Source organism: Streptomyces sp. NPDC003027 (assembly GCF_053591435.1).
The window spans coordinates 1-24786 of sequence record NZ_JBSFTU010000041.1 but is presented as its reverse complement, the minus strand read 5'-3'; the positions used below and the strand labels follow the sequence as shown (position 1 = coordinate 24786).

20 protein-coding genes and 9 pseudogenes are annotated in these 24786 nt (G+C 66.7%); 13 read left to right on the top strand and 16 right to left on the bottom strand.

All coding sequences use genetic code 11. The features are described from left to right. The first annotated feature begins 82 nt into the window (after positions 1-82). Together ACWDX6_RS24945 and ACWDX6_RS24940 are read left to right on the top strand one after the other, a co-directional pair. Positions 83-1744, top strand: coding sequence for a trypsin-like serine protease (locus ACWDX6_RS24945; protein WP_451487108.1), 1662 nt, complete (start codon positions 83-85; stop codon positions 1742-1744). 365 nt (positions 1745-2109) lie between these two features. Next, positions 2110-2589, top strand: a complete 480-nt coding sequence (locus tag ACWDX6_RS24940) for a DUF6207 family protein (protein WP_451487107.1) — start codon at positions 2110-2112, stop codon at positions 2587-2589. Between the two features lie 66 nt (positions 2590-2655). Here the strand turns inward: ACWDX6_RS24940 and ACWDX6_RS24935 are convergent, their stop codons facing one another. Then, entirely contained in the window at positions 2656-3444 is a 789-nt protein-coding gene (locus ACWDX6_RS24935) for a transposase (RefSeq protein ID WP_451487126.1), read from the bottom strand. Positions 3445-3519: 75 nt separating this feature from the next. Here ACWDX6_RS24935 and ACWDX6_RS24930 point away from each other — a divergent pair, with 75 nt between their 5' ends. Then, complete coding sequence (locus ACWDX6_RS24930; RefSeq protein WP_451487106.1) at positions 3520-4071, top strand: hypothetical protein; 552 nt, start codon at positions 3520-3522, stop codon at positions 4069-4071. Positions 4072-4209: 138 nt separating this feature from the next. Here ACWDX6_RS24930 and ACWDX6_RS24925 read toward each other — a convergent pair whose 3' ends face one another. The 4 genes and pseudogenes from ACWDX6_RS24925 to ACWDX6_RS24910 form a co-directional block, all read right to left on the bottom strand. After that, positions 4210-4410 (bottom strand): hypothetical protein, encoded by a 201-nt coding sequence (locus tag ACWDX6_RS24925; protein ID WP_451487105.1) that lies wholly within the window; start codon positions 4408-4410, stop codon positions 4210-4212. 7 nt (positions 4411-4417) lie between these two features. Beyond that, positions 4418-5370, bottom strand: a pseudogene (locus ACWDX6_RS24920) (IS481 family transposase). Between the two features lie 134 nt (positions 5371-5504). Then, positions 5505-6349, bottom strand: a protein-coding gene (locus tag ACWDX6_RS24915) for an IS5 family transposase (RefSeq protein ID WP_451487104.1) whose coding sequence is annotated in 2 segments (ribosomal slippage) — positions 5505-5990 and positions 5993-6349 — 843 coding nt in all. Because the reading frame shifts where the segments join, the coding sequence is not laid out codon by codon here. Positions 6350-6385: 36 nt separating this feature from the next. Beyond that, positions 6386-6634, bottom strand: coding sequence for a hypothetical protein (locus ACWDX6_RS24910; RefSeq protein ID WP_451487103.1), 249 nt, complete (start codon positions 6632-6634; stop codon positions 6386-6388). A gap of 115 nt (positions 6635-6749) precedes the next feature. Between ACWDX6_RS24910 and ACWDX6_RS24905 the strand changes: the two genes are divergently transcribed. From ACWDX6_RS24905 to ACWDX6_RS24895, 3 genes and pseudogenes are all read left to right on the top strand, one after another. Then, positions 6750-6962, top strand: coding sequence for a hypothetical protein (locus tag ACWDX6_RS24905; protein WP_451487102.1), 213 nt, complete (start codon positions 6750-6752; stop codon positions 6960-6962). Beyond that, positions 6962-7216 carry a hypothetical protein gene (locus tag ACWDX6_RS24900; RefSeq protein ID WP_451487101.1) on the top strand — a complete coding sequence of 85 codons (255 nt, stop codon included), beginning with the start codon at positions 6962-6964 and terminating at the stop codon, positions 7214-7216. Before ACWDX6_RS24905 ends, ACWDX6_RS24900 begins: the two co-directional genes overlap by 1 nt. Then, positions 7126-7617 (top strand): annotated as a pseudogene (locus ACWDX6_RS24895) (ATP-binding protein). The gene ACWDX6_RS24900 and the pseudogene ACWDX6_RS24895 overlap by 91 nt, the downstream one beginning before the upstream one ends. A 29-nt stretch (positions 7618-7646) precedes the next feature. Here ACWDX6_RS24895 and ACWDX6_RS24890 read toward each other — a convergent pair. Both ACWDX6_RS24890 and ACWDX6_RS24885 read right to left on the bottom strand, forming a co-directional pair. Continuing rightward, positions 7647-7937: a hypothetical protein gene (locus ACWDX6_RS24890; protein WP_451487100.1), complete on the bottom strand. Its 291-nt coding sequence runs from the start codon at positions 7935-7937 to the stop codon at positions 7647-7649. Between the two features lie 787 nt (positions 7938-8724). Beyond that, a pseudogene (locus ACWDX6_RS24885) lies at positions 8725-9414 on the bottom strand (transposase); the annotation flags it as partial. Between ACWDX6_RS24885 and ACWDX6_RS24880 the strand changes: the two are divergent. Next, positions 9320-10324 (top strand): ISL3 family transposase, encoded by a 1005-nt coding sequence (locus tag ACWDX6_RS24880; RefSeq protein ID WP_451487099.1) that lies wholly within the window; start codon positions 9320-9322, stop codon positions 10322-10324. The pseudogene ACWDX6_RS24885 and the gene ACWDX6_RS24880 sit on opposite strands and share 95 nt — an antisense overlap. A 686-nt stretch (positions 10325-11010) precedes the next feature. On the opposite strand, the gene ACWDX6_RS24875 is transcribed toward ACWDX6_RS24880, so the two are convergent. The 3 genes and pseudogenes from ACWDX6_RS24875 to ACWDX6_RS24865 all read right to left on the bottom strand — a co-directional run bounded on the left by ACWDX6_RS24875 (position 11011) and on the right by ACWDX6_RS24865 (position 12583). Next, positions 11011-11808 carry a hypothetical protein gene (locus tag ACWDX6_RS24875; protein ID WP_451487098.1) on the bottom strand — a complete coding sequence of 266 codons (798 nt, stop codon included), beginning with the start codon at positions 11806-11808 and terminating at the stop codon, positions 11011-11013. Between the two features lie 27 nt (positions 11809-11835). After that, a pseudogene (locus tag ACWDX6_RS24870) lies at positions 11836-11943 on the bottom strand (IS5/IS1182 family transposase); the annotation flags it as partial. A gap of 79 nt (positions 11944-12022) precedes the next feature. After that, positions 12023-12583 carry an SUKH-4 family immunity protein gene (locus ACWDX6_RS24865; protein ID WP_451487097.1) on the bottom strand — a complete coding sequence of 187 codons (561 nt, stop codon included), beginning with the start codon at positions 12581-12583 and terminating at the stop codon, positions 12023-12025. A gap of 128 nt (positions 12584-12711) precedes the next feature. Here ACWDX6_RS24865 and ACWDX6_RS24860 point away from each other — a divergent pair. After that, positions 12712-13505 (top strand): annotated as a pseudogene (locus ACWDX6_RS24860) (transposase family protein). A 1331-nt stretch (positions 13506-14836) separates the two neighbouring features. On the opposite strand, the pseudogene ACWDX6_RS24855 reads toward ACWDX6_RS24860, so the two are convergent. After that, a pseudogene (locus ACWDX6_RS24855) lies at positions 14837-15055 on the bottom strand (transposase); the annotation flags it as partial. Positions 15056-15473: 418 nt separating this feature from the next. Here ACWDX6_RS24855 and ACWDX6_RS24850 point away from each other — a divergent pair. After that, positions 15474-16709 (top strand): IS110 family transposase, encoded by a 1236-nt coding sequence (locus ACWDX6_RS24850; protein WP_451487096.1) that lies wholly within the window; start codon positions 15474-15476, stop codon positions 16707-16709. Positions 16710-16820: 111 nt separating this feature from the next. Here ACWDX6_RS24850 and ACWDX6_RS24845 read toward each other — a convergent pair whose 3' ends face one another. Beyond that, positions 16821-17216 (bottom strand): hypothetical protein, encoded by a 396-nt coding sequence (locus tag ACWDX6_RS24845; protein ID WP_451487095.1) that lies wholly within the window; start codon positions 17214-17216, stop codon positions 16821-16823. Positions 17217-17344: 128 nt separating this feature from the next. Then, positions 17345-17715 (bottom strand): annotated as a pseudogene (locus tag ACWDX6_RS24840) (helix-turn-helix domain-containing protein); the annotation flags it as partial. Between the two features lie 286 nt (positions 17716-18001). Between ACWDX6_RS24840 and ACWDX6_RS24835 the strand changes: the two are divergent. Further along, entirely contained in the window at positions 18002-18319 is a 318-nt protein-coding gene (locus ACWDX6_RS24835) for a hypothetical protein (protein ID WP_451487094.1), read from the top strand. On the opposite strand, the pseudogene ACWDX6_RS24830 reads toward ACWDX6_RS24835, so the two are convergent. Next, positions 18316-19786, bottom strand: a pseudogene (locus ACWDX6_RS24830) (NF041680 family putative transposase). The gene ACWDX6_RS24835 and the pseudogene ACWDX6_RS24830 sit on opposite strands and share 4 nt — an antisense overlap. 153 nt (positions 19787-19939) lie before the next feature. Here ACWDX6_RS24830 and ACWDX6_RS24825 point away from each other — a divergent pair. Next, positions 19940-20803, top strand: coding sequence for a S1 RNA-binding domain-containing protein (locus ACWDX6_RS24825; protein ID WP_451487093.1), 864 nt, complete (start codon positions 19940-19942; stop codon positions 20801-20803). Positions 20804-21566: 763 nt separating this feature from the next. Here the strand turns inward: ACWDX6_RS24825 and ACWDX6_RS24820 are convergent. After that, on the bottom strand, positions 21567-21992 hold the full coding sequence (locus ACWDX6_RS24820; protein ID WP_451487092.1) for an SMI1/KNR4 family protein: 426 nt from the start codon (positions 21990-21992) through the stop codon (positions 21567-21569). Between the two features lie 299 nt (positions 21993-22291). On the opposite strand from ACWDX6_RS24820, the pseudogene ACWDX6_RS24815 reads away from it, so the two are divergent. Further along, positions 22292-22605: pseudogene (locus ACWDX6_RS24815) on the top strand (transposase); the annotation flags it as partial. A 12-nt stretch (positions 22606-22617) separates the two neighbouring features. Here ACWDX6_RS24815 and ACWDX6_RS24810 read toward each other — a convergent pair. After that, complete coding sequence (locus ACWDX6_RS24810; RefSeq protein ID WP_451487091.1) at positions 22618-23124, bottom strand: hypothetical protein; 507 nt, start codon at positions 23122-23124, stop codon at positions 22618-22620. 464 nt (positions 23125-23588) lie between these two features. Between ACWDX6_RS24810 and ACWDX6_RS24805 the strand changes: the two genes are divergently transcribed. Next, the gene (locus tag ACWDX6_RS24805; protein ID WP_451487090.1) at positions 23589-24188 is read left to right on the top strand and encodes an SMI1/KNR4 family protein; all 600 of its coding nucleotides are present in this window, start codon (positions 23589-23591) and stop codon (positions 24186-24188) included. Positions 24189-24786 lie beyond the last annotated feature (598 nt).

Here is a 24786-nt window from a genome sequence, read left to right as displayed (position 1 = left end):
CAGAGCCATCGTGCCACCACGTCCCCGACCGTCTTCACGGTCCTCAGAACCTTTGCATGCCCCAGCAGGGAGCCCACTGCCCATGACACACCCCCGTACGCGCGCGGTCCTCGGCGGCGCCTTGGCCGCCGTCGTGGCCGCGTCCGGAGCTCTCGTCGCCACCCCCGTCCAGGCGTTGGACGGTGCAGCGACGGCAGACACTTCTTACGGCTTCACCGCGAAGCTCGCCATCGGCGACACCCTCCGGTCCTGCACCGGAACCCTGATCAACGCCCAGTGGCTCCTCACCGCGAGCAGTTGCTTCGCCGAGACCCCCTCGACCGGATACACGGTCACCGCCGGCGCGCCGAAGTGGAAAACGACCGCGACAATCGGACGCACCCAGCTCGATTCGACCGGCGGGCAGGTCCGCAACGTGGTCGAGCTGGTCCCACGCACCGACCGCAACCTGGTGCTGGCCAAGCTCGACACCCCCGTCCGCGGCGTCCTGCCCCTGCGTGCCTCCGCGGCCGCGCCCGTCCAGGGCGAAGGCTTCAAGGGCGCCGGTTACGGCAGGACGAAGGACACCTGGGTGCCCAACACCCTGCACACCGGTTCGTTCACCGCCAACGAGGTCACCGCCCACGGCATGCTGATCGATGGCGCTCCGGTGTGCAAGGGCGATACCGGTGCCCCTGTCGTCCGGGAGAAGGACGGCCTGCTCGAGCTCGCCGCCGTCGTGACCGCGTCCTGGCAGGGAGGCTGTCTCGGCATGCCTGCCACGGAGACCCGAACCGGCGCTGCCGCCACGCGAGTCGACGGCCTCGGCGGCTGGATCAAGCAGTCCACCGCCTCCACGTTGACCCCGTGGCGCCTTCAGATGGTCGCCACGGCCAACAAGGACCTTTACCACTCGATCCGCGACAGCAACTGGGACTGGTCTGGCTTCGGCGACGTCGAGAAGGCTGCCGGCAGCATCGGCGAGGTCGAGGTCGCGGCCGATGCCGCGGTCTCCGGGACCAACCACGTCCTGGCGCTGGGCAGCGATGGCGTCGTCTACCAGGCCACCCGCAACCCCAGCGGCACCTGGGTACCCTTCCGGGCCCTCACCGGCGAACTCGGCTCACTCGCGGGTATCAAGAAGATCTCCGTCACCTCCATCGGCAGCAACCTCGGGCTCCTCGCCGTCACCAACAGCCGCGTCTACCACGCGGCTCGCGACTCGGCCGGCAAGTGGACCAGGTGGGGAGACGTAACCACCGCCGTCGGCGCTCTCCCCGGGACCGCGCCCGCTCCCACCGAGATCACCGCCGCCCGTGTCGGTGACACCACTCATGTCGGCGTTGTCACCGCTGAAGGCCGGGCCTTCCATACCATCCGCAACAGCGACGGCACCTGGGATAATTGGGGTGAGATAACCAAACTCCCCGGAACACCACCCAAGATCAGCAACATGGCCTTCGCCGGCACCGGCAACGACCTCCAGGCCGTCCTGGCCGAACCCGCCGGGGGTATCAAGCACGTCGCCCGCCTCGCCAACGGCACCTGGAGCCCCTTCGGCAACCTCGGCCCGATCCTCGGCACCGGTCCCGTCACCAGCGTCGGCGCCGCAACCGTGGACAACGAGTTCCACAGCGCGATCATCACCAACGGAACGATCAAGCACACCCTGCGGCACACCAACGCCACCTGGGAGCCCGCCGACACTCCCCCGGGTGCCCCGGCCACCCCGTCCAGTATCGCCATCACGGGCAGCTGGAACTAAAACCGGCCCGGATCAACGACATGGCAGGGCCGGCACACGCAGGCTGGCTCTGCCTATCCGACCGGCCAACCACCCCAATCGGAGTCACCGCAAGCGTTGAGGGCTCGGTGAGCAGTTCACAGCCGTTGATCTGAAGGACGTCGAAGGCGATGAAGTGGGCGGGCAGCGCGCGCCGACGAGCTGCTCCACTGTGCGGCCGCCGGCGGAGGCACGGCGTTGCAGTGCCTCGAAGGACAGTCGCCCCCGGGACCAGACGACGAGCTCACCGTCGAGGACAAGGCCGTACGGAAGCTGCGTCACAGCGGTGACGAGGTCGGGGAAGTGGGCCTGGATCAGGCTGCCGCGTCGGGACTGCAGGAACACCGGTGCGCCTGCCGGGCCGGGGTGAACCGCAGGCACCTGTAGCCGTCGAACTTGGCCTCGAACACGAGCCCGCCGGGCAGACGCCGGGGTCAGGGAGGGTCTCCCGGGCCTGGGCGAGCATCGGCTCCACCGGGGGACGTAGCACCAGGTCCTGGATCCCGACAGGGAGCCGCGCCGCTCGGGGGGCACGACTCCCTGGCTGTGGGGTCGCAGCCCGCCCGGTCCTGTCAGCGGACGCAGCTGCTCCTCCCTGCCTACGGCCCGGACCCAGTCCGCGCGACCGGCACATCGCCGAACCCGGGCTCGTGGTCCTGGACGTCACCGCCGCCGACGAGGACACCGTCCGCGCAGTGATGGACGCCCTCCAACAGCAGTGGGCAACTTCCGGGAGCACCCCGGTCCGGCGCAGGCCGGGAGAGGGTGGGATCAAGGCCCGGGTGTACGCGGACGTACACCGCTCCCCACCCGGCACGAACGACTAAGGGCTGTCCCGTAAAGATCTTGGAGTCGCCTCGTGCAAGCGGGCCAGCCACCCTGCTGCCTACGACCTATCCGGCGAGGGCGAGGTTGTGCATCCGGGCGATGCCGAGCATGGCGTGGTGGACACCGTCGCCCTTGAGGCGGCAGTCACGGAGAATCTTCCAGGTCTTCATGCGGGCGAAGACGTGCTCGACCCGGGCCCGGACCTGCTTGTGGGACTCATTGTGCTCCTCCTTCCAGTCCGGGAGTTGGCTATGGCCTCGCTGTCGGCGGTGAGGGATGACAAGGCCGGTGCCCAGGTAGCCGCCGTCGGCGATCGTGAGGGTCTTGCCCACGGCGGCCTTGGCGCCGGACTCCTCCCACGCCTTGCAGTCGTTGCGGTTCCCGGCGAGCGGCCGGCCGACCACGACAACCAGGCGGGTGTCGGCGTCGATGACGACCTGGTGGTTGGTGGAGTACCGGTAGTTCTTCGACCGCTCGGCGATGGTGTGGTCACGGGTGGGGACCAGGGTGCCGTCCACGATGAGCACGGTGTCTTTGGCGAACCGCTTGCGGGGCTGGAGTGCGAGCAGGGGTCCGAGGTGGTTGATGACTCGGCCGGCCGTGGACTTCGAGACGCCGAACAGCGGAGCGAACTGCCGCAACGTCAGGTTCGTTCGCCAGTAGGCCGTGACCAGCAACACCCGGTCCTCCAGCGGCAGACTCCACGGCCGGCCTCGGTGGATCACATCTGCTCCATCGCGTCGGAGCACGGTCAGCAGCTTGCCGAAGCAGCGCGGGCTCAGCCCCGCGAACGGGGTTATCCAGGACGGCTCCGACGCCGTGATCACACTCGCCCTACCATGATCATCACTCAGGCCGACCTCATGCCGAGGCCTGCCCACAGCTACGCTGATCGAGGCAGTCCACAGTGAGCAAAACCGGGGGAAACCGTGAACCGACCTCTGCTGTTCCTCGACGTGGACGGGCCACTCAACCCCTATGCAGCCAAGCCGGAGAGGCGTCCCGACGGCTACACCACACTCCGGGTCCCCCGGAACGACGCCCATCAGGACGACAGGGGCCTGTCGTCCCGACGACGCCCCCTGCGAGTCTGGCTCAACCCGGAGCACGGACGAATCCTGCTCCGGCTCGGCTTCGAGCTGTGCTGGGCGACCACATGGATGGACGACGCCAACCGGTGGATCGCACCGGTCCTCGGCCTTCCGAAACTTCCCTTCGTGAACTTCGGCGACGTCCTGCTCCAAGAACGCCCTGATGGAGTCCACTGGAAGACCGGACCGCTAGTGGACCACGCAGGCGGCCGTCCTTTCGCCTGGGTGGACGATGAGCAGAGCGAGCTGGATCAGACTTACGTGACCGCCCACCACCCAGGGCCCGGGCTCCTCCACCACGTCAACCCACGGATCGGCCTCCGGGAGAACGACTTCCACGCCCTCGCCGACTTCGCCCGGTCCCTGGACACCTCACGAACCACCGGCTGAACACCTCGCCAGCTCCGCAGGCTGCTCCGCACTCGGAGCCAAGATCTTTGCGGGACAGCCCTTAGGTACGAAGGCGCGAAAGCCAGCCGCCAGCTTCCTGCTCGGGCACCTCGGGCACGGCCCGTCGCGGTGTGCGGGTCAGGGGGTGTCGCCGTCAAACACAGGCAGCCGGTCAGCCACGACCCATTCGATGCGCACCCCGCGACGGATCAGTCGGACGATGCCGTAGACCTGGTCGGCGTGCGGCTGATGCTCCGTGTAGTACCGCAGGGCGCGGCGGATCCCGTCGCGGAGCTCCGCGTCCGTCATCGTCTCCGGCCGCTCCTGCAGTTCGTCCATGAGTCGCCTAGCTGTATTGCCCTGTGAGGTTGGGGACGCGGCTGGCGGGTGGTTGGCCTTTCAGCGCGGTGTGTCCGCGGTGGTGATTGTAGGTGTGCAGCCATCCGAGGAACGCTGCGCGTCGTTCCTGCTCTGACCGGTAGGGCTTTGCGTAGGCCCATTCGTCTAGCAGGGTGCGGTTGAAGCGTTCGACCTTGCCGTTCGTCTGTGGCCGGTAGGGGCGGGTTCGCTTGTGGGTGATCCCAGCCGTCGCGAGCGCATCGCGCCAGTCGCGTGAGCGGTAGCAGGAGCCGTTGTCGGTCAGGACCCGCTCGACGGTGATCCCGGCCCGGGTGAAGAACCCGGGGCGCGAGTCCAGAAGCCGGTGGCGGTCTCCTTCTTCTCATCCGCGTGGATCTCGCTGTAGGCGAGGCGGGAGTGATCGTCGACGGCAGTGTGCAGGTAGCTGTAGCCCACGCCGGAGCGGGTCTTGCGGCCGGCCTGGCGGCCCAGCGTCTTGTGGCCGCCGCCGTCGGGGATGTTGCCGAGCTTCTTGATGTCGACGTGCACCAGTTCGCCGGGCTTGTCGCGTTCGTAGCGGCGTATGACGCGGCCGGTGGCCCGGTCGAGGTGGGCCAGGCGGGCCAGGCCGAACCGGGACAGCACGCGGTGGACGGTGGAGGGATTCAGCCGCAACAGGTGCGCGATGCGGGCCGGGCCCCACCGGCGCAGGAGTCGGACCTTGATGATCCGCCGCTCGGTGCGGGTCGGGGTTCGGCCCGGGCTGTGATGCGGTCTGGACGAGCGGTCGGTCATGCCTGCCTCGCCGAGCCTGCGGTAGCGGTCTGCCCACCGTTGGGCCGTGGTCGGTGAGACCTGGAAACGTTCGGCGGCCCGGCGAAGGGGCCAGCCGTCCTCGACGACGCAGCGGGCCAGACGCAGACGGCCGGTCTCGGTCAGGGGTGCATTACGGTGGGGCACGAGGGCCTTTCGTGTTCGGTGGAGATGTCGCAATCCACACCGAACCCGGAAGGCCCTCACCTGTTCAAAATCATCCTCCAGTGATCACCGTCACCAACCTCCGTGGACAGAACACCTAGGTCGCTTCTTTCGGATCATCTCGCCGACCAGATGAAGATGGCGGCGACGTGGAGTCCTGCGAGGTAGATGGTGGCGGTCTTGTCGTAGCGAGTGGCCAGGCCGCGCCACTGCTTGAGCTTGTTGATGCACCGCTCGACGGTGTTGCGTCGCTTGTATGCCTCGCGGTCGAAGGCTGGCGGACGGCCGCCTCGGCTGCCGCGGCGTTTGCGGTTGGTGGCCTGGCCGGAGGGCTGCGGGATCACCGCCCGAATCCCGCGCCGGCGGAGATGGGTCCGGATCGAGCGGGAGGAGTACGCCTTATCGGCCAGGACCATCTCCGGTGTGGTCCTGGGCCGGCCGACCGGCCGTGGCACCCGCAATCGAGACATGACCTCAGGGAACGCTGGCGCGTCACCTGCCTGGCCGGGTGTGAGTACGAAAGCGAGCGGGCGGCAGCGGCTGTCCGCGGCGAGGTGGATCTTGGTGGTCAGTCCGCCGCGGGACCGTCCGATGGCATGGTCGTCCGGTTCGCCGTCCGGGGCCCCTTTTGGCGGGCCCCGGCGGCGTGCTGGTGGGCACGGACGACGGTGGAGTCGACCGCGACGACCCAGTCGAGATCGCCTTCGCTGTCGGCCTGGGCGAGCAGGGCGGTGAAGACTCTCTCCCAGGTACCGTCGGCGGCCCACTTCCGCAGGCGGTTGTGGGCGCCCTTCCGCGACCCGAAGTGCTCGGGCAGGTCCGTCCACGGGGTCCCGGTGCGGTACTTGAACGCGATCGCGTCGATCAGCTGCCGGTGATCCCGCCAACGGCCACCCCGCTTCGGTGTCCGGTCCGGCAGTAGCGGCTCGATCCTCGCCCACTGGGCATCAGTCAACGACACACCAGGCCAACGATCAGATGATCCGAAGGCTACTGCTCAACTGCCTTGGCGCTGCTCACGCTCTCGCAGTCGCCGCACACGCCTGGCGTACTGCCCGGCCTGCGACCTCTGGGCACGATCAATCGAAAGCAGCTGGGGATCCGTCGCGCGCTCGTACAGTTCAACCTCGAAGGAGTCCGCGTCCGCCTCGACGAGCCGGGCCAGGGCATCCCGATCCTGCTCAGCTGTCGGACGCGCTCGGACCTCGTCCCTCCACGCCTGGCCACTCGCCTCGGCTTCGTCCATCCCGCCACTATATGAGCGGGCAGCAGCGTGCGAAGTCTTCCCGAACCAAGATCCGGAAGAAGCACCCTAGGCCGCCTGCGCTAGCCTCGACGCGTACCCGACCGCGGAGGCCCCGATGGCGCACCTGATCTTCGACGAGGACGAGCAGCAGCAGCTGCGCGCGTCCGCCCGCGAACACGCCGCGGCCGGCGAGGGTCTGCTCGCCTACGCGCTCGAGCAGCTCGCCGCCGAGGGCATCAACCTGTCGAAGGTCACCCCGTACGAGGACATCCAGGCCCGGCACGGGCTCGGCGGCCAGGACGCCGCTCGTACGCCCGGCGCCGCCTGATGTCGCCAAAGCACGGCCCTTGGCGGGCGCACGTCGTCCTGCACGACGTCGCGGAGCAGCAGATCGACGCGATGAGCGACGCCGAGCGTGAAGTCCTGGACGCGGCGATCGTTCGGCTCTCCCTCGACCACCGGATCGGGGCGCGCGTCGAGGGCAAGCTGGAGTGGGAGTACCGCGACGACCGGGTCCGGGTCGTGTACATCCTCACGGTGATCGGCACGATCATCCTGGTCGCCTACGTCGAGGTCGACTGAGCCTCGTGTACGTGGCCCCCTACCGGGTCAAGTACGTCCTTGCGACGAAGCTGGTCAACGAGCTGGTCGAAGCTGCGGACGAGAAGCAGCTGACCAAGACCATCGCCCGCTACGGCCGCGTCGACCTGCTCTGCATCGACGAGCTCGGCTACATGGAGCTCGACCGCCGCGGCGCCGAACTCTCTTCCAGGTCCTGACCGAACGCGAAGAGAAGAACAGCGTCGCCATCGCCTCCAATGAGATCCTTCTCCGGCTGGACCAAGACCTTCACCGACCCCCGCCTCTGCGCGGCCATCGTCGACCGCCTCACCTTCGGCGGCACCATCATCGAGACCGGCACCGACTCCTACCGACTCGCCACCACCCGCGCCCGCGCCGAACAACAGCTGGCCACGAGCTGACCTGGGCGCAGGAGGCTTCGTGAGCATCCTCAGTGCTCACGGCTCCTTGACCACCACCAGCCGCCCACCATGAAGGCGTTCACCGGCCCAGGATTCGGCAGAGTGCGACGCTCGAACTCATCGTCGATACGAGCAACCAGCCGGCCGAGATCGCGCCGGGCACCGCAAGGGAGGTGAAGCATGACCTCGTCCAGATCATCTCGGGCATACTCCACCTCCAGTCCGGGCTGCCAGACCTGGAATGCCTTCAGATAACGGCCGGGTTGCCTGAACGCCCACTCGAAACGGGCGAGCGCGTCAGCAACTGCACCAGGCCACATGCGCTCATCCTCGACGCGGCGGACAGCTGCACGAGTCTTCGCGGAAACGCCCCGGATCCGCCGAACTGCAACGTGTCTGCGAGGCCGCCACAGCTCCGCACGGACGGCCTTCGGGCGCCTACGCGGCATCGCCCTTTCTGATCAACATGACGTCATCCTGCCACGAACGAGGCTGGCTCCGCACACACGTCGAGCTCCCGCCGCCGCAGGTGCTCTTACTTCTCACCGGCATCACGCGGTCCCTGGGCAACGCGTGATGCCGAAACCCGCCGACAAGTGCTCTCGCTTGAAACCTACGCAGCCACTGGTCCCTACCCGTGACCACACCGTGGCTGAATAATCCAAGAACTACCGCTACTCCACCAACCACCAGACACCTCACGTTGCTATGCCGTCAAGCGATGCGGGTCGCACTCTCGAACAACGGTGGGCTCGCATATAACCTTGCCGCATGACCGACATGGCCTCTGCCCAGCGCTCTTTGCCGACGTGGGACCAGGTGGTTTGCGGGACTTCATCCACAGCCGGACATACGCAGCTGTGGTCCCCACGATCCGACTCAACGGAGAGCCGCCGCAGGCTCCTGCGTCTGATCTGGCGCGCGTGAGTGAGGTCAGCCAAGCCCTCTACCAGGTCACGTCCCACTTGTGCAGTCAGCTGTATGCCGAGCTCGTGACGGATAGCCCTGGATTGGCCGCGGAGGCGTCGTGGCAGGCTCTCGTCTCGATCGCCGAGGCCTGGCGTGAGGACCCTGAGCTACCGCACTGGATGAGCGAACTTCTGCCGGTTATGCCGCGCTGACGGCAAGTTCTGGTGGTGCAGGAAACGCGGTGCGTTTGTCGAAGAGCTGGCCATGCTGGAGGCAGTGGTAGAGCTGGCCGATCATGCGGTTGAAGAGGTTGCGCTGGGCGGCGGCGTGCCAGTCGCCGATCTCGCGGCGGCGCCGGTAGTGGGCACCTGCTCCCGGTGAGTGGCGGAGGGCGGCGAAGGCCCAGAGGTAGCCAGCGTCGTTGAGCCGGTCGTTCTTCACCACCGCCGCGTGATGGACGACTTCTTGCCGGAAGCCCTGGTCACCGGTGAGGCTCCTGCGTAGGCCTTCAGGCCGCGCGTCGCCGAAGCGAGTACGGTCGTCTCCAATCTCAGCGAGGATCCGGGCGGCGAGCTGGATGCCGAGCCCGGGAAAGCTCGTCAGGATCTCGGCGTCTGGATGCTGTGGGAACGACTCTTCCACCGCCTCAGCGAGCTGGCCGGTGGCTGTGCAGGCGGCCTCCAGTTGGATGAGGAGGGCAAGCATCTGCTTGCCGAGCGCGTCCTCGACGAGCGGTGGCTGGTGGGCCCACTCGGCGTGGAAGACGTCGCGGAGCCGCTCGGCCTCCGCCTCGATGCCGCGCTTGCGGCCTGCGTGCTTGAGCGCGGACTGGATCTGGGTGCGGGTCAGCCGCGCCGCCCGGCCAGGGGTCGGACCGATGCCCAGCACAGCCATGCAGGCTGAGGCGGCTGTCGCCTTCAACGGTGAACTGCGGGTGGCTCTCCGCTCGATCGAGGATGTTCTGTTTCCCGGAGTCGATGTTGAACTGGAACGGCTGACCGCCGGTCCAGAGGTCGTGCTGGTGGAGGTGGCCGCGTGCGGCTCACCGGCCCGGTGCCCAGGCTGCGGAGGTCCAGGGATACGGAGGCACTCCACCTACTGGCGGACGCTGGCCGAACGCCCGATTGCGGGTAGGAAGCTGGCGATACGCCTTCGGGTGCGCCGCTTCTTATGCGACCGCGCCCGGTGCCGGCGGACGACCTTCGTCGAGCAGGTCTCCGGGCTGAGCGAGCGCCACGCACGTTCCAGCGTCGGGCTGAAGCAGTGGTTGCGGGCGGTCGCTTCCGAGCTGGGTGGTCGTGCCGGCGAACGGTTGTGCCACAAGCTCACTATAGCCGCAGGCCGAACCCATCTCCTCGGGTTGCTGGACGCGCCCGAAGTGCCCGACCGGGCGCCTCGGGTACTCGGCGTTGACGAGTTCGCCTTCCGCAAGGGCCGCAGGTACGGGACCGTTCTCGTTGACGTCGAGACCGGCCGCGTCGTGGACATGCTCCCGGACCGCACCTCGGAGACCTTCACCGCCTGGCTGCTTGAGCACCCCGGCGCGGAGATCATCTGCCGTGACCGCGCCACCGCCTACACCCGGGCGATCAGGGAAGCCGCCCCCGATGCGATCGAGGTCGCGGACAGATGGCACTTGCTCCAGAACCTTGCGGCCGCAGTCGAGAAGACCTGCCACCAGCATCGCTCCTGCCTGCGCAAACACGTCGAACAGGAGAATCCGCCGCCGGAACCTCCAGTGATCGACCTGCCAGTGCCGGAACCGCCGCGCACGCCTCTCACCGAGCGCACCCCGTGATCGCTACGCGGACGTCCACCGGCTGCTGGAGCAGAACTGGACGATCAGCGCCATCGCCCGCCACCTCGGCCTGGACCGCAAGACCGTACGCCGCTTCCGGACCATACCGCTGGACGAACTCCTCGCCTCTGCGGAGGACTTCGGCATCCACAAGGCCAGGCTCCTAGAGCCGTTCAAGCCCTACCTGAACAGCCGATTCACCGCTGGCTGCACGAGCGGCACCCGGCTGTTCCACGAGATTCGGGAGCGCGGCTACACCGGCAGCATCCAGGTCGTGCGCCGCCACCTGGCCAAGCTCCGCGAGGGGACGGCTGAGCCGGTACGTGCCGATATCCCCAGCCCGCGCCGCATCACCTCGGATCATGTGCCCGCGTGAAACGCTCACCGACCAGGAAGTGGAGAAGCTGCTCGACGTCAGAATCGCCTGTCCGGACATCGCCCGGCAGCATGCTCCCGGAGTGGATCCGCCAGGCCGAGCAGGACGCCCCCGCCCAGCTCGTTCGCCGGCTTCCTTCGTCAGGACCTCGACGCCGTCACCGCCGGCCTCACCCTCGAATGGAGCTCCGGCCGAGTCGAAGGCAACGTAAACCGGATCAAAACGCTCAAGAAATCCATGTATGACCAAGCCTCGTTCCGACTTCTGCCAATCAGGATCCTCACTCGGGGATGAGCCCAGGGCTCCTCGATCAGGCCGTTCCGGGGTGGTCCTTCCTATCACTTGCAAGGTGATCGAAGAATTCGTCGATCAGGCCGATCAGACCGGCCACGGCGTGCTGCTCGGTCTCGGGCGACCAGGGCTCCTCGGGGCGGCCGTCGGGAAAGATCAGCTTTTCGGCCAAGGTCCAGTACACCAGGTTCGAGCCGTGCCCCAGCTTGGCGGCAAGCCACTCCTGGAACCCGTCCAGTAGGGCTTTGTCAGATGCGGTGTCATAGCCGTTGAGGAACCCGACCACTGTCCCGAAGGTGACACGGCCGACGAACGTTCCCGGGTGCCTCTTGAAGTTAGCCCAGATGTCCTGGTGCGACCACGTCGGCTTGCCCCGGCCGCGCCCCCAGGCGGCGGGCACGTGCGACAGGTCGGTGCCGACCCCCCAGGTGGAGTATGAGACCGCCTCCGGCCCCACTCCGAGAGCCGCGAGGAGGCTGCCTACCCGGGCGGCCGGATCGACAGGCCCGCCCTTCCGGGTCCACACGTGGGTTCCCGGAGCGTCCCCCTCGTGGTGGGTGACAACGAAGTCCGTCCCGTCCAGCACGAAGAACGCCGCCCGCACACTGCCGTGCCCGTCCCACGAGGTCTCAAGGCTCAGCCTCAGCCGCCGCGCTACCGCCTCCAGGTCTACCGAGAGCAGGGCCAGCGAACTCAACGGCCAGGTCACGCTCTGAAACATAGACGCCTGCCGCACCGGATTGCGGCCATCTGCCCGGAGCTCCGTCGCGGGCTCCCAATCACCCTCTGCATCCGGTATCTCGATCATCTCAGTCACGACACATAGTCAACCATTACATGATCTCGATCCTCCGCGCCGCAGCACGGTGATCAGTTTGCCGAACTGCTTCGGAGTAAGCCCGGAGTACGGCGCTATCCATGACGGCTCCGACGCCGTGATCACAGCCCCCACATGAAGATCATCTCAGTCATGGGCGGCCTGGCCTCCCGCACGGGTCCAGACCTGCGGGCCATGGATCTGCCGGCCGAGCTCAATAGAGCCAGCGGTCCAGGAACCCCGGCCAGAGAAACCCCTCGTAGCCGTTGAAGGCTGCCGGGTCGATCTCCTTCAGCTCCTCGGCAAGCCGGTTCAGCTCGGCGAAAGCCCGCTCTTCCTCCCCTTCAGAGAGGTACTCCTCGCGGCCGTCCGGCTCGCTGAGAAGCTCTGAGGCGGTTACGCAGCTGCCGTAGTGGTGAAGGACGCTGAGCCACACGCCGACACCCGAGTTGGCGAACCATGCCTCCCCATCCGGCATGACGAAGTAGACCGTTCCAGTCTCCGGCTCGACGCCGAACGATGACCGCTCGATCTGATCATCGGGGTCCGCCTGCTCGGTGAGACGGTAGAGCGGGCCCCGGGACGTGAGCAGGACCGGATCAGCCTCGCTCTGCATCACGACTCGTTCGATGAGGCGCGGAGCTACCGGGACGCCCACCTCGACGAGCTGCGCCTTCATGAAGCCCGGGATCTGCCAGCCGGCCACAACGTCCCGTCCGGCTCGCGTGACATGCCCCAGACCGGCCCACTCGGTCAGCTGGTCGTACGTCGCCATCGAACGATCCTCTTCCGTCGGCTCTGATCCTGACCCTATCGAGCCGGTCTCAGGTCAAGACACGGCCGCACTTGCGGGACAGCCGTTAAAGCGTGTTGCAGAAGGCTGTGAGGCGGGCATTTCCTTGTATGGGTGGGGTGCTGAGGGCTGAGCCGTTGTGGGTGGAGACGTTCGCGGGGTTGCGGATGCGGCAGTTCGAGCGACTGCTGAAGGTGGTCCGGGAATGGGGTGGGAACGGGCCCGGTGGTGGTCGGCCGTGGTGTCTGCCGTTGGCGGACCGGGTGCTGTTGGTAGCGGTGTATTACCGCACGAACCTCACCATGCGGCAGCTCGCTCCGCTGTTCGGCTGCTCGCCGGCGACGGTGTGCCGGGTGATCCAGCGGCTGCGGCCGCTCCTCGCGATCGAGCCGGCCGCCCGGCCCAGTGACGCGGTGGAGCGGTTGTGGATCGTGGACGGCACCCTGATCCCGGTCCGCGACCGCACAGTCGGAGCCTCCTCACGCAACTACCGTTTCTCGGCGAACGTGCAGGTCATCATCGACGCCGACACCAAACTCGTGATCGCCGCGGCCAGGCCGGTCCCTGGCACGACCGCGGACGCGAAGGCATGGCGGGACTCCGGCCTGGCCCAGCGCTGCGAAGGCGTGACTGTCCTCGGCGACGGCGCGTACATCAACACCGGCCTCGTCGTCCCGCACCGCAAACGCCCGGGAAGGGCACTCCTGCCGGGCGAGGAAGAGGACAACGCCGAACACCGACGGGTCAGGGCCCGCATCGAGCACGCCTTCGCCCGCATGAAGCACTACAAAATCCTCCGCTGAAGCACTACAAAATCCTCCGCGACTGCCGCCAGCGCGGCAACGGCCTCCACCACGCCGTCCAAGCCGTCGCCCACATGCACAACCTCGCCCTCGCCGCATGACGGGAACGGCGCCGAACCCGGGCCTGAGCTGCCCGAACACGACCTTCTGCAACACGCTTTAGACACCTCCACCACACCGGAGGTCTTCGCCATGATCAAGACCCAACCCTGTTAACAACGCTCGTGATCAATACACCTAGGCCACCGCGGAGGTTGGGAAGTACCGGCCGGAGAACCTTGCCGGGATGGTACTTCGAGCATGCGTTCCATCCCTCCCGACGACCATCTTCCGCCCCAAAGCGCAGGGCAGGCCCCTCAGCAAAGTGACCGCCCGCGACGACTTTTCACAGACAACCCACCGTGCCCGGAGGCCCCAGCCGAGGAGCTTCCAGGACTCAAGCGAGGGCCACGGCGTCACCCTGGAGTGGCGAAGCTGAAAACGCTCGCTGAATGGTTCTGCGACCTCCGGTGGATCCAATGCTGGCCCAGCCGCGCGAGACGTGCCGGCCAGATGCCTTGCCCGGTCCTGTCGACGGCCAGGGCGAGAGCAAGCGCCGTGGGTTTGTGGGTTACGGGCGGCCCAATCAGGTGTGATCTCGAGACGCGTGACCCTCCGTGATCGACCCTCCCCACACTCCAGAACGACCTGGACCGCAGGCCAGAACCTGAGACCTTGAGCAACGCCGTATCCAGCCCTCAAGCACAGGCCGCTGGGCATCGGTGACAGACAGCGGCAGAATCTTCGATTCAGGACGACTCACACACAGTCAACGAGCAATCTCCGACTTAGGTCGCTACAACCATTTAGCCCACCCAAAGGTAAAGCAGTAGGCGCGCCGCACTATGCCCGCTCTGGGAATCCCCCGAGAAATGTCAAGGGTGAGCTTAGCGCCAAATATCACGGCGAAGACTCCAGTAACCGCAAGCCCGAGAATGGTATCCGAGAAGGAACTCACCAAAATGCTCACGAAAATTACTATCGCCGTTCCGAAGTGAGCGGAGCGCAAGTCAGCTCGAAGGGCTGCACGCATCACCCGAGTTGATTCCCGAATGCCTGCTTCATATCTTTCTCGAGCCGCTTCTTGATCGGCGGCGGATCCCTCTGGCCACTCCTGCATGCCCCCTCCTCGCTGTTCGGCTGCCCCCTAGACTATCAACATCTAGGCCAGCGTAACGGGCAAACTTCGACCGGGGGGCAAGCTGTCACCGTTACCTGTAGCCCTTGCGGCCTGCAGAAGTGCTTCTGCAGGCCGCAACATTAGAGCACTAGAACATGTACTCCTTTACCTTTCGGGCGGAGATGCGGACAGCCTCAGGGGCTAGTTTATTTCTCGGCACACCCGCCAGCGGAAAACCCGGTTTTGCCCCGAGCAGGGCGCACCCTCCGGCACCCTCCAGGCAGGCAGTTCGCTCTGCCCAGGGTCGCGGCGGTGTGGGATGACGAGCCCGGTACCTCGATAGCCCCCGTCGGCGATCACTGTGGTGTTCCCGACGGCGGCCTTCGCCCCGGATAGCTCCCATGCCTTGCAGTCGTTGCGGTTGCCCGGCAGTGGCCGGCCGACTACGACCACCAGTTGGGTGTCTGCGTCGATGACGACCTGGTGATTCGTCGGTTACCGGTAGTTCTAATAGCTCATCGGTGGTCCCGAGCGCGTGAGCGCAAGGGGCACCAAGCAAGGTGGAAGCCTGCCCCGTTCCGGGACTGAGATCCCCGTGTTCAGACCGGCTCCACCATGCCGCGTTCCTGTCGGGCGGAGACCTTCGGTAGTTCCGGGACTTTGATCTCTTGTCTAAGACCGGTCCCGCCTGGCAGGAGCGTGGCCATCACGGGTTTCATGTCACCAGCCCGCCGGCAGGGGCCGACCTCTCAATAGTTCGCGAGCCCCAGAGCTCCCCAACAGACCGAGGTCCCTGCCGGTCGCTGGAGACACGAACGGCTCATGAGATGGCGTGCCCTGAGCACTTCTATTAGAGCGCCGCGTGCCTCCGCACAGACTCGATCTGCAAGCCGGCATGGAGGTAAAGAGGTTGAGCACGATCTTCTGCGGAATCGACTGGGCGGAAGGGCACCATGACATAGCCCTCGTCGAACAGGACGGCGCCCAAGTGGCCAAGCTTCGGATCAGCGATGACAGCGCCGGATTCCACGCCCTGACGGAACTGCTAGCGCGCCATGGTGACACCGCCGAGGCCCCGATTCCGGTCGCCATCGAGACCCCGCGCGGCCTGCTGGTCGCCTGTCTGCGGGCCACCGGCCGCCAGATTTATGCGATCAACCCGCTTGCCGCTGCCCGCTATCGCGATCGCGGCAGCGTTTCCCGCGCCAAGTCCGATGCAGCCGACGCCCGAGTCGTGGCCAACATCCTCCGGACCGACCGGCATGCCCACCGACCTCTGCCCGCGGACAGCGAGGCCGGGCAGGCTGTCGCGGCTCTCGCCCGTGCCCACCAGGACGCGGTCCGGGACCGGCAACAGATGATCAATCGGCTCCGCTCTCACCTGCGCGAGTACTACCCGGCCGCCCTCGTGGCCTTCCACGGGCCAGGCAAGCCCGGACTCGACTCACCGCGCGCTCGCCTGATCCTCGCCGCTGCACCCACGCCAGCTGACGCCGCCAAGCTCACCCGCAGCCAGCTGCGCGCACTGCTCAAGCGCGCCGCCCGCCCACGCTGCGGAATCGACACTGAGGTCGAGCGGCTCCGGGACATCTTCCGTGCGGACAGTCTCCGCCAGCTGCCCCGGGTCGAAATGGCTTTGGGACACCAAGCAGCGGCGCTCATCCAACAGCTCGATGCCGCCTGTAACAGTGTCGCCCAGCTCGCGGCAGCGACGGAGGAAGCGTTCCTCGCGCACCCGGATGCCGACATCATCACAAGTTTCCCTGGTCTGTCCGTACTGTCCGAAGCACGCGTCCTCGCTGAAATCGGCGACGACCGCGAACGCTTCGCGGACGCCAGAGCGGTGAAGGCATACGCCGGCGCGGCTCCCGTCACCCGGGCCTCAGGCCGCAGCCACGTCGTCGTGGCCCGAACAGTCAAGAATCAGCGGCTGGCCGCCGCCGGATACATGTGGGCCTTCGCTGCCCTCCGCACCGAGGCCCCACGCATGCACTACGACCGACGACGAGCAGGCGGGGAACGCCACACAGCCGCGCTGAGGAACCTCTTCAACAAGTTGCTCGGCTGCCTCTACCACTGTCTTCAGAACCGGGTGTACTACGACCCCGACCGTGCCTTCGCGGCGCCTCTGGACCTCGCCGTCTAATGCCGCATCAAGCAACGTTCGCCTCGTTGTGACGCGCCGTCCGGGGCGAGCTCGGAGCGGCGTGCATCCGCCAGGTTGTCGTCGCCAGGGCGAACATCGCCTGACCGGCTGCTACTCGGCTTCGCTACGGCGCAGGTAGGAGCGAATGTCGTCGAGCCCGTCGAGGGCTCGTCCGTCCACATCGGAAGGGTCCAGCTCAGCACGGGTCGCCAGAGCTTCCGCCAACGCCACCGCTCGCTCGCTGAGGCGCCCGAACCTGCGGGCCGTGTGGCCCAGGCACAAACCGGCCAGCCCAAGCAACTCGCTCCCGGCCGCCGCCCTCATACCCACCTCGATGCAGCAGTGCTCGATGAACTCGCGATCGTCGTCGTTCAGCGCGATGCCAACCAGGGCCACCGCCGCCGACGCTTCGTACGCGGTGTCGCCGAGCGCGCGTTCAAAAGCCTCCGCGACGACATCGCGGGCCAGAGCGGGGGGATTCTCAAACGTTCGATGGGAGTGCTTCACGCGCAGAGGCTACGCGGTGCACCCGGAAACGCACCGCGAAGCCTCTCCCGCGGTGACGGAAGCCGACAGGACGAACATTGCTTGATGCGGCACTACCGCGGACTTGACCCACCAGCGACATGAGATGTCTTGGACCGCTCCGCCACCGCGTGGTCGCGAGTGGGAACCAGAGTGCCGTCCACGATGAGCACGGCGTCCTTGCGAAACCGCTTCCGGGGCCGGAACGCGAGAAGAGGCCCGACGTGCCTGACGATGCGGCCAGCCGCGGACTTCGAGACACCGAAGACACTGCGACCTGCCGCAGTGTCAGGTTGGTGCGCCAGTATGCAGCGACCAGAAGCACCCGGTCCTCCAGCGGAATCCCCCATGGCCGGCCCTGCCGAGCGAGGTCGGCGCCTTCCCGCCGCAGGGCACGCACCACCCGGTTGAACTGGCGCGGATCCACACCAGTGAACGGGGCTATCCAGGAAGGCTCAGACGCCGTGATCACGCGTGGCACGGGCGAGATCATCGCACGGCAAGATCACTTACGGGACAGCCCTTAGCTTGATCTTTAACCCGTAGGAGACTTCGCTGCCGGGTCGCATACTGGCCCGATGAGCTCGATCTCCGTGCACCACCGGTTCCGGGACCCTCGCAGCACGAAGTGCGACTTCCTCGCGTCGGTTCTCGTGTGCTGTCCTGGCTGCGAGAAGGTTGCGCACGTCGGTGCCGCACCAGATTCGTCCGGGGCACACGATCAAAGCCTCTTCGCATCCAGGCGTCTCGTTTGTCGGAGCTGCGGAATGGCGAAGGAATGGAGCCGTGGCGGTGTGGCCTTGCACCGGGACCGGCACGCGCCGGCCAGGGACCCGTACTTCGATGCCCGTCTCTGGCTGCAGACCGAGACCCGGCATGGGTGGGTGTGGGCCTACAACCTGGAACACCTGGACCTGATCAAACGATTCGTGCAGGCACCGCTGCGTGAAGGGATTCCCTGGCACGACCACGGCCGAAAGATGACCGTGGTGGCCCGCCTGCCCGCATGGATGCAGCAGGGCAAGAACCGTGATGAGGTGCTGCGGGCCATCGCCCGTATCCATGCCTCACTGCTTCGTGCCTAACGTGGTTTTTCACCCGTGCGGCGGGGCCGTGGGGTGGCTGACTTCTTCGTTCGCCGCTTGGTCGGCTGTCTCTTGCGGGGTGTGTGCACGTCGTGGCGGGGTGTGGGCCGGGGCGTTCTTTCGGCCCAGGGGCCGCCCCGGGCCGGGGCGAGGGGGTTTCGGTGCTCTGGCCGGGCAGGTGGCCTGCGGGCGGATGTGCCGAAAGTCGCGGCGGACGCGTGCTGGTGTGAGCCTGTCCTCGAGAACGGGCCTCTCCCAAGGACGACGCCGGTCGGCTGCCAGTGGCCGGGCCAGTCGCAGTTGGGTGTAGGCCGCGAGGACCAGCCAGGTCCAGCGGTCCGCCGCCTCTGGGGCGCGGATCTTCGGGCAGGTCCAGCCGAGGGTCTGCTTGAGCAGGCGGAAGGTGTGTTCGATGTCGAAGCGCCGCAGGTATGCCTGCCAGAGACGGTCGCTGTCCGCAGCATCTGCGCCGGTGCCTGACCACCACAGCCAGACCGGCTTCGGGGTGGCTCCGCTGGGCAGGCGCTCGATGTCCAGGCGGATCACGGTCCCCTCGACGACAGGAAGAGTGCCGTCGGCCGCGGCCCAGGACGAGCGGTGGGTGAGTCTGGGGTGGAGCCGGTCCCACGACCGGGCCAGAGCGGTGCCGTAGAGGCGCGTGTCGGTGACGGTTTCGGTGTCCGGAGTGCCCCAGGTGTCGGGCTGTCCGAAGACGAACTCGCCGCCGTGCCGGGGCGGCCGGCCCCTGGTGTGAGGTTGCCGCGAGGGCGCGGGCCGGCGCAGGACGCGGTCCGAGCGCATCCGGGCCAGCACCTGCACCGGCAGGTCCCGCAGGAGGTGGGCGAGGCGGGGTGCGTCGTATCCCGCGTCCGCGATAACGAGGACGTCCGGGTCCCCGGCCTGCCACTGACCTGCGGCGACCAGCCGCTCGACCAGATCGCGCAGCTGCCGGGCGGTGACGGTGGCGCTGTCGTCCCCGGGTGCCAGACGCAACGCGTCCAGCGGGGCGGTCCACGAGCTGCGGCCGGGCTCCAGCGCGCAGACGATCGAGTAGGGCCAGCCGGGCACGGGGATGTGCTGGTCCTTGCCGCGGCCGTAGGTGTGACACAGGATCCGCTCCGGTGAGGTGTGGGCGTCCGGCCGCAGCCAGCACGTGACATCCACGGCCAGGACCAGCCGGCCGTCAGCAGCTCGTGGCAGCGGCACCGAGGCCAGGGCCTGTCGCACCCGGTCGGCGTCGACCCGGCCCTGGGCGAGGGCAGCGTAGAGCCCTCCGTGCCCGCGGCGGTGTTCGCCCACCAGCGACAGCTCGGCCAGCGACCTCACCGGCCCGTCACCGCACAGAACCGCATCTGTCAGCTCGAACAGGGCATCCGAACGAGCGGTGAGGCAGGAGTAGAACTCGCCCCGGAAGCGTGACAGTTCCGCCAGCGGCTCTCGCCGGACATCGTGATGCAGCAGACTCATCCTCACGGCCTTCGTGCTGGACGTGTGTGTTCCTTGGTCGGAGCACATGTTCAGACGAAGGCCGCTTCCGCGTCCGCCGGATACCAAACCGAGTGATCAAGTTCGAGGCACCATTCGACGCCGGACGTTAAAGGTCAAGTTAGGCTCACCTCCATGTCCGAGCCAGCCCCTGACCCCCGCCTGCAATCCTTGATCAACCAGCTCCGGCCGGGGGTGGTAAGAATGGTGAAGGTCACCGGGTTCGATGGGGCGGATGTCCTGGTGCAGCTCATAGGTGCCGGAGGGGAGGAAGCCGAGATCGGCCGGATTCCTGGGCATGAGGCGTCGATGCGTCGGGTGGAGTCTCCCTCCGAGCTGTTCGAGGTCGGCCAGGAGATCAAGGCCGAAGAGATCGGCCGCTGGCGCGAAGGTGAGCTCCACCTCTCCGCCAGGGCGTGCGAGATTCCGGCCCTGCGGTCCTTCCTTCTCTCGCTCGAACGAGGGCAGGTCGTGACTGGGACGGTCGCCGAGGTTCACAACTTCGGCGTCTTCGTTCACATCGATGGCGAACCGAACGGACTCTGCACCGGCTTCATCCGGGTGCCGGACCTGACGTGGGGCTGGATCAGCCACCCCTCCGAGGCAGTCGAAGCCGGCCGGCGGATCACCGCTGAGGTGATCATCACAGAGACGCGCTCCGGACAGGTCACGCTCTCGTTGAAGGCTCTGCAGGAGGACCCACTCATCCGGTTTGCGGACCAGGTCGGCCACGTTCTCACCGGGTCGATCATCAAGATCGTTCCATTTGGTGTGTTTGTGCAGCTTGCTCGCGATGTCGTGGGGTTCCTGCACCTCTCGGACCTGACTGACCAGGCGGTCGAGACCCCGGAGCAGCTTGTCGATGAAGGCGAGCTGATCACGGTGAAGGTCGCCGAGGTCGACCTTCAGCGCCACCGGGTGCGGCTAGGAAGCCTCGAGGCCGGGAGCCGGCGGGGCGGGGGCCGCCACCGCAGTACCCATCACCGTCCCCGCCAGTAGCGCCAGCACGGTGCCGGCGACGACATGCCGCCACACCGGTAAGCAACTGAGTCTCACTTTTCCATCCCCTTCGGTGGGTTGTTCGCGCCCGCCGTGCACCCCATCACGCCCCCGTCCCCGGCGACATGAGCAAGGTCATGGTTTGCACAGTGGCAGCCAGATCAGGTCAGCTGACGTGCACGGGTTGGCGAACGGTTCACCCACCGCTACTCGTAACCCCGCACCACGGGTCCAGTCCCTCCAGTCAGAGAGCCGGGCCCGATGGTCGTACAGGGACTGTGATGGCGTTCGTAGAAGCCGCGTGGATGGATCCGCGGGCCTGGCCCGATGTCCGTGACCCCCGGCTCGGTGGACGGGATCCGCGAGGCTGTTCGGGCGGTGGTGCTGGATGCGGTACACGCCGCACGTCGGAGCGATAGAGGTCCGTGACATCGGATGAGCAGCATCCTGCGGGTCGTCACCTTCAACACGCTGGTGGTAGTCGACGACCGTGATGCCCGCGGCCCGGCCCGGGTACGGCTCCCCGGCGAAGTACGCGTGGGCGGCCTGCTCCAGACGCAGCATCCGGCTCTCACGTTGCGCCGCCGTCTTCCCAGGGCGGTACCGCCACCGGCGGCTAAACGGCTTCTTCGCCGACTACGCCGAACCCGTGCCCCCAGGGAAGAACGGCATCGGCGAGTGGGAGATCGAGGGCGCTTCGGCTGCCTGGGTAGTGGTCAAGACCGCCAAAGACCCCTCGGCCCGGGCCACAAAGGTATTCCCCTCACCAGTCGAGCTCCCCGTCCTTGCGGATGACCGGACGGGTGACGGCGTTGCCCCAGTCGGGTTGGTCGTGGTGTTCCATCACTTCGGCGACCTGGTGGAGCCAGACGCCCAGGCTTGGCCAACCCAAGAACCACGCCGTATCGGCGTGCGGGGCGTCACCGAGGTGGTTGCTCCATATTCCTGGTCCCGCGTCGATGAAGTAGTCGTCCCCGTCTTGGCCGGCGAAGGGAATCCAGTGCGTTCCCCACCACGGGGTGTCCTGCTCGTCCGGGTCGTCCTCGCCTTCCCAGATGTTCATGCGCATCTGCCGTATCTCGGCGATCTGAACCGCAGAGTACAAGGGGCCGCACGGCAGGATCCCGCTGTAGGACGAATCCCCGTCATGACAAAGCAGTGAGGCACGCAGATCGTCGGGAAGCCGCACCCCGTCGCGGCCTCCAGCTCATCGATCGCCGACGCCGATGCTGGAGGGCGAAGCTCTGCCAGCCGCGCGGGCGTGTGCCTGGCCAGCCACGCTTCTATGCGCTGCCAGGAGGCGGCCACAGGAGGGATCACCGGGCCGATGCCCGACCGAGGAGGGTCAATCATGCGCTGAAGCATGCCACCAGGGCCGGGGAACCCGCAGACCGGAGCATGGCCGGCAGTGACCACCGATCAAAGTACGACCTGGGTGGGCACGGGACGGGCATGACCCAGTACGGAGCCCACCCCGCAAGCGGAGTCGTCGCGAAGGCCCACCCGCGCGTGACCAAGGCCTGGGCCGACAGCGGCTACCGAATCAAAGCCATCGAGCACGGAGCACGCCTGGGCATCGACGTCGAAGTCGTCCATCGCGACCCGGCCGCGAAGGGCTTCAAGGTGATCCCACGGCGCTGGGTCGTCGAGCGGACCTTCGGCTGGCTCATGCACCACCGACGCCTCACCCGCGACTACGAGACCCACCCACACCGGTCCGAAGCGATGATCAAGCTGGCAATGGTCACCTCATAAGCCGCCGCCTCACGAGGGAATCCACCCTGAACTGGCGTGATGCCTGAACACCGACCGCGTCAATGCAACGGGTGGGACCGCTGGCTCGGACCGGGAGGGTCGAAGCTCACCCCGTTCTCGTCGAGTGCGTTGAAGACGGTAACGCGACCCGAATCGAAGGCGAAGCTGATGTCGACGTTTCCCTGGGCGACATCCCTGCCTGTCCATTCGAGCAGTTCGGCCCCCTTGAGGGGCAGCCCCAGCAGAGCGTGCAGTCCGGGGAAAGGTTCGGGGCGCCACTGCAGGTCGAAGCCAGGCCACCGGACTGGACGGGTCGGGACGATCATGTTCCACGTGAGGGAGAGATCGCCGAGCTTTTGATGATTGATCTCGACCTGCTCGCCATCGAAGTCGAACAGCACCGGGCAGTCGCAGAACCACTCGTCATCCCTGAGGTCCCAGACCATCCAGACTCTCGTGAGCGTCCGGCCAGCAAGACCACGCAGACGATTTCCATGCTCCTGCACGACGTCACTACGGCCGTCCAACCATGCTGGCTGGTAGCCCACGATGCCGAAATCGAACATGACGTCATCCTGCCAGAAGTGCCCCTCCTCGGGTCAGAGCAGTCCCGAATGGCGACCAACCCGTCAACTTCTCTAACACCCCTGCCGGGACAAAACGCTCTTTTAGGGCCCCGCCCATCCCGTTCGACTGCGCTCCGTTCAGTTTCGGGCCGCCCTGGAACCCGCGGATGCCGATGTCTGCGCTGCCGCACGGCAACGGCTCGATCCGGCCCACAACGCATCGTCAGCCAGCTACGGTTGTGGATGACGTTCCTTCATCACCCAAACAACCGAGCCACCCAGCAGCAGGAACGACGCCCCGCATTCCGTTAGGAACGCTTAGAAGCCCTGATCTCCTACCGCAGGCTGACAGCGTGATCGGAAAGGCCTCCGAGCTGGGATGATGCAGGCCATAACCAGACGCCTCGCCCGAAGGCTGCGTGTGCCTCGGGCTCCATGACGGGCATACACGAGTGAGGGACGCCTTGACTGACTACCTGACCGCCGTCGTGGCGATGCTCGGTCCAGCCCAGAACCACTGCGTGGAGTCGGCCGCCTGGGACGGGCTCCACGCAGAACTCGGATTCCGGTTGCCGCCCGACTACCTGACCCTCGTGGACGCGTACGCTCCCATCCAGCTCAACGGACATCTATACCTGAGCCACCCCAAGACCGAACGCTGGAACCTTGGCCAATGGATACGACAAACGGTCCGCGCCTGGTCTGAGGTTCCCTGGGAGGACCTCGATCCGGACGAGGACCCGCGCCTACTTTGTGGGCTCACAGAATTGAGCTTCGGCACCCGCGACGGGCTCTGGCCGATCGCGAGTACGGACCGAGGCGAAACTCTCTTCCTCGTCGCCGCGGACAGCAACGCCCCGTGGCTCCTGGTCGAGGACGGCGACGGCGGCTGGGCACGGTACGACATGAGCTTCGCCGAATGGCTTTACCGCTACCTCATCGGCGAAGACATGGCCGGCCTCAACAGCTCCGCCTTCTACCCCGGCCCGGTAAAACTGCACAGGCTACCTATGACTGCCGACGAACGTCCGGATCCATGCTTCGGGCCAGAGCGCGGCATGTAACTCTGCCCGCCACGACAACCACATGGCATCCACCGGATGGCATGGTCGACCAGACGAGACGATCGCCTATACAGACGACCACCCTCATCCCCTGGCAATCGCCCGGGGGCTAGCTTCAGGGGCAGGACGATGAAGACCTGCTGCGAGCCGTCTTTAATCCGGACGATGAGGCGCGTAGCTTCATGACAATTGGAGGCGACCGACAAATGATAGAGGGTAACCATCGGATGGCTGAGTTGATCTCCCGCGCCTCTGACCCTCGAAGCTCCATCTCCTGGGATACCCGAGTCTATATCCGGGGTTAGGGTAAATGATGCGCCTATATGCGCGGAGGGCTGCGGCAATCCTGGCAAACCGCCATGTGAGACGCCTTTCTCTTCAGTCGGCTGATCATCTTATGGAGACTGCGGTTACCAGAGGGCTCGGCCACAAAGGAAATCGTGACTGGCTCACGGAACAAGAAGGCGCGTATGAGCGCTGTCGTTCCAGTGCCCGATACTCGCCTAAGGGTTGTCCCGTAAATGATCTCCGGATCGCCCTGGGCAGGGCTTGCCGCCGTACGAGCCGCTGATCTATCCAGCGAGGGCGAGGTTGTGCA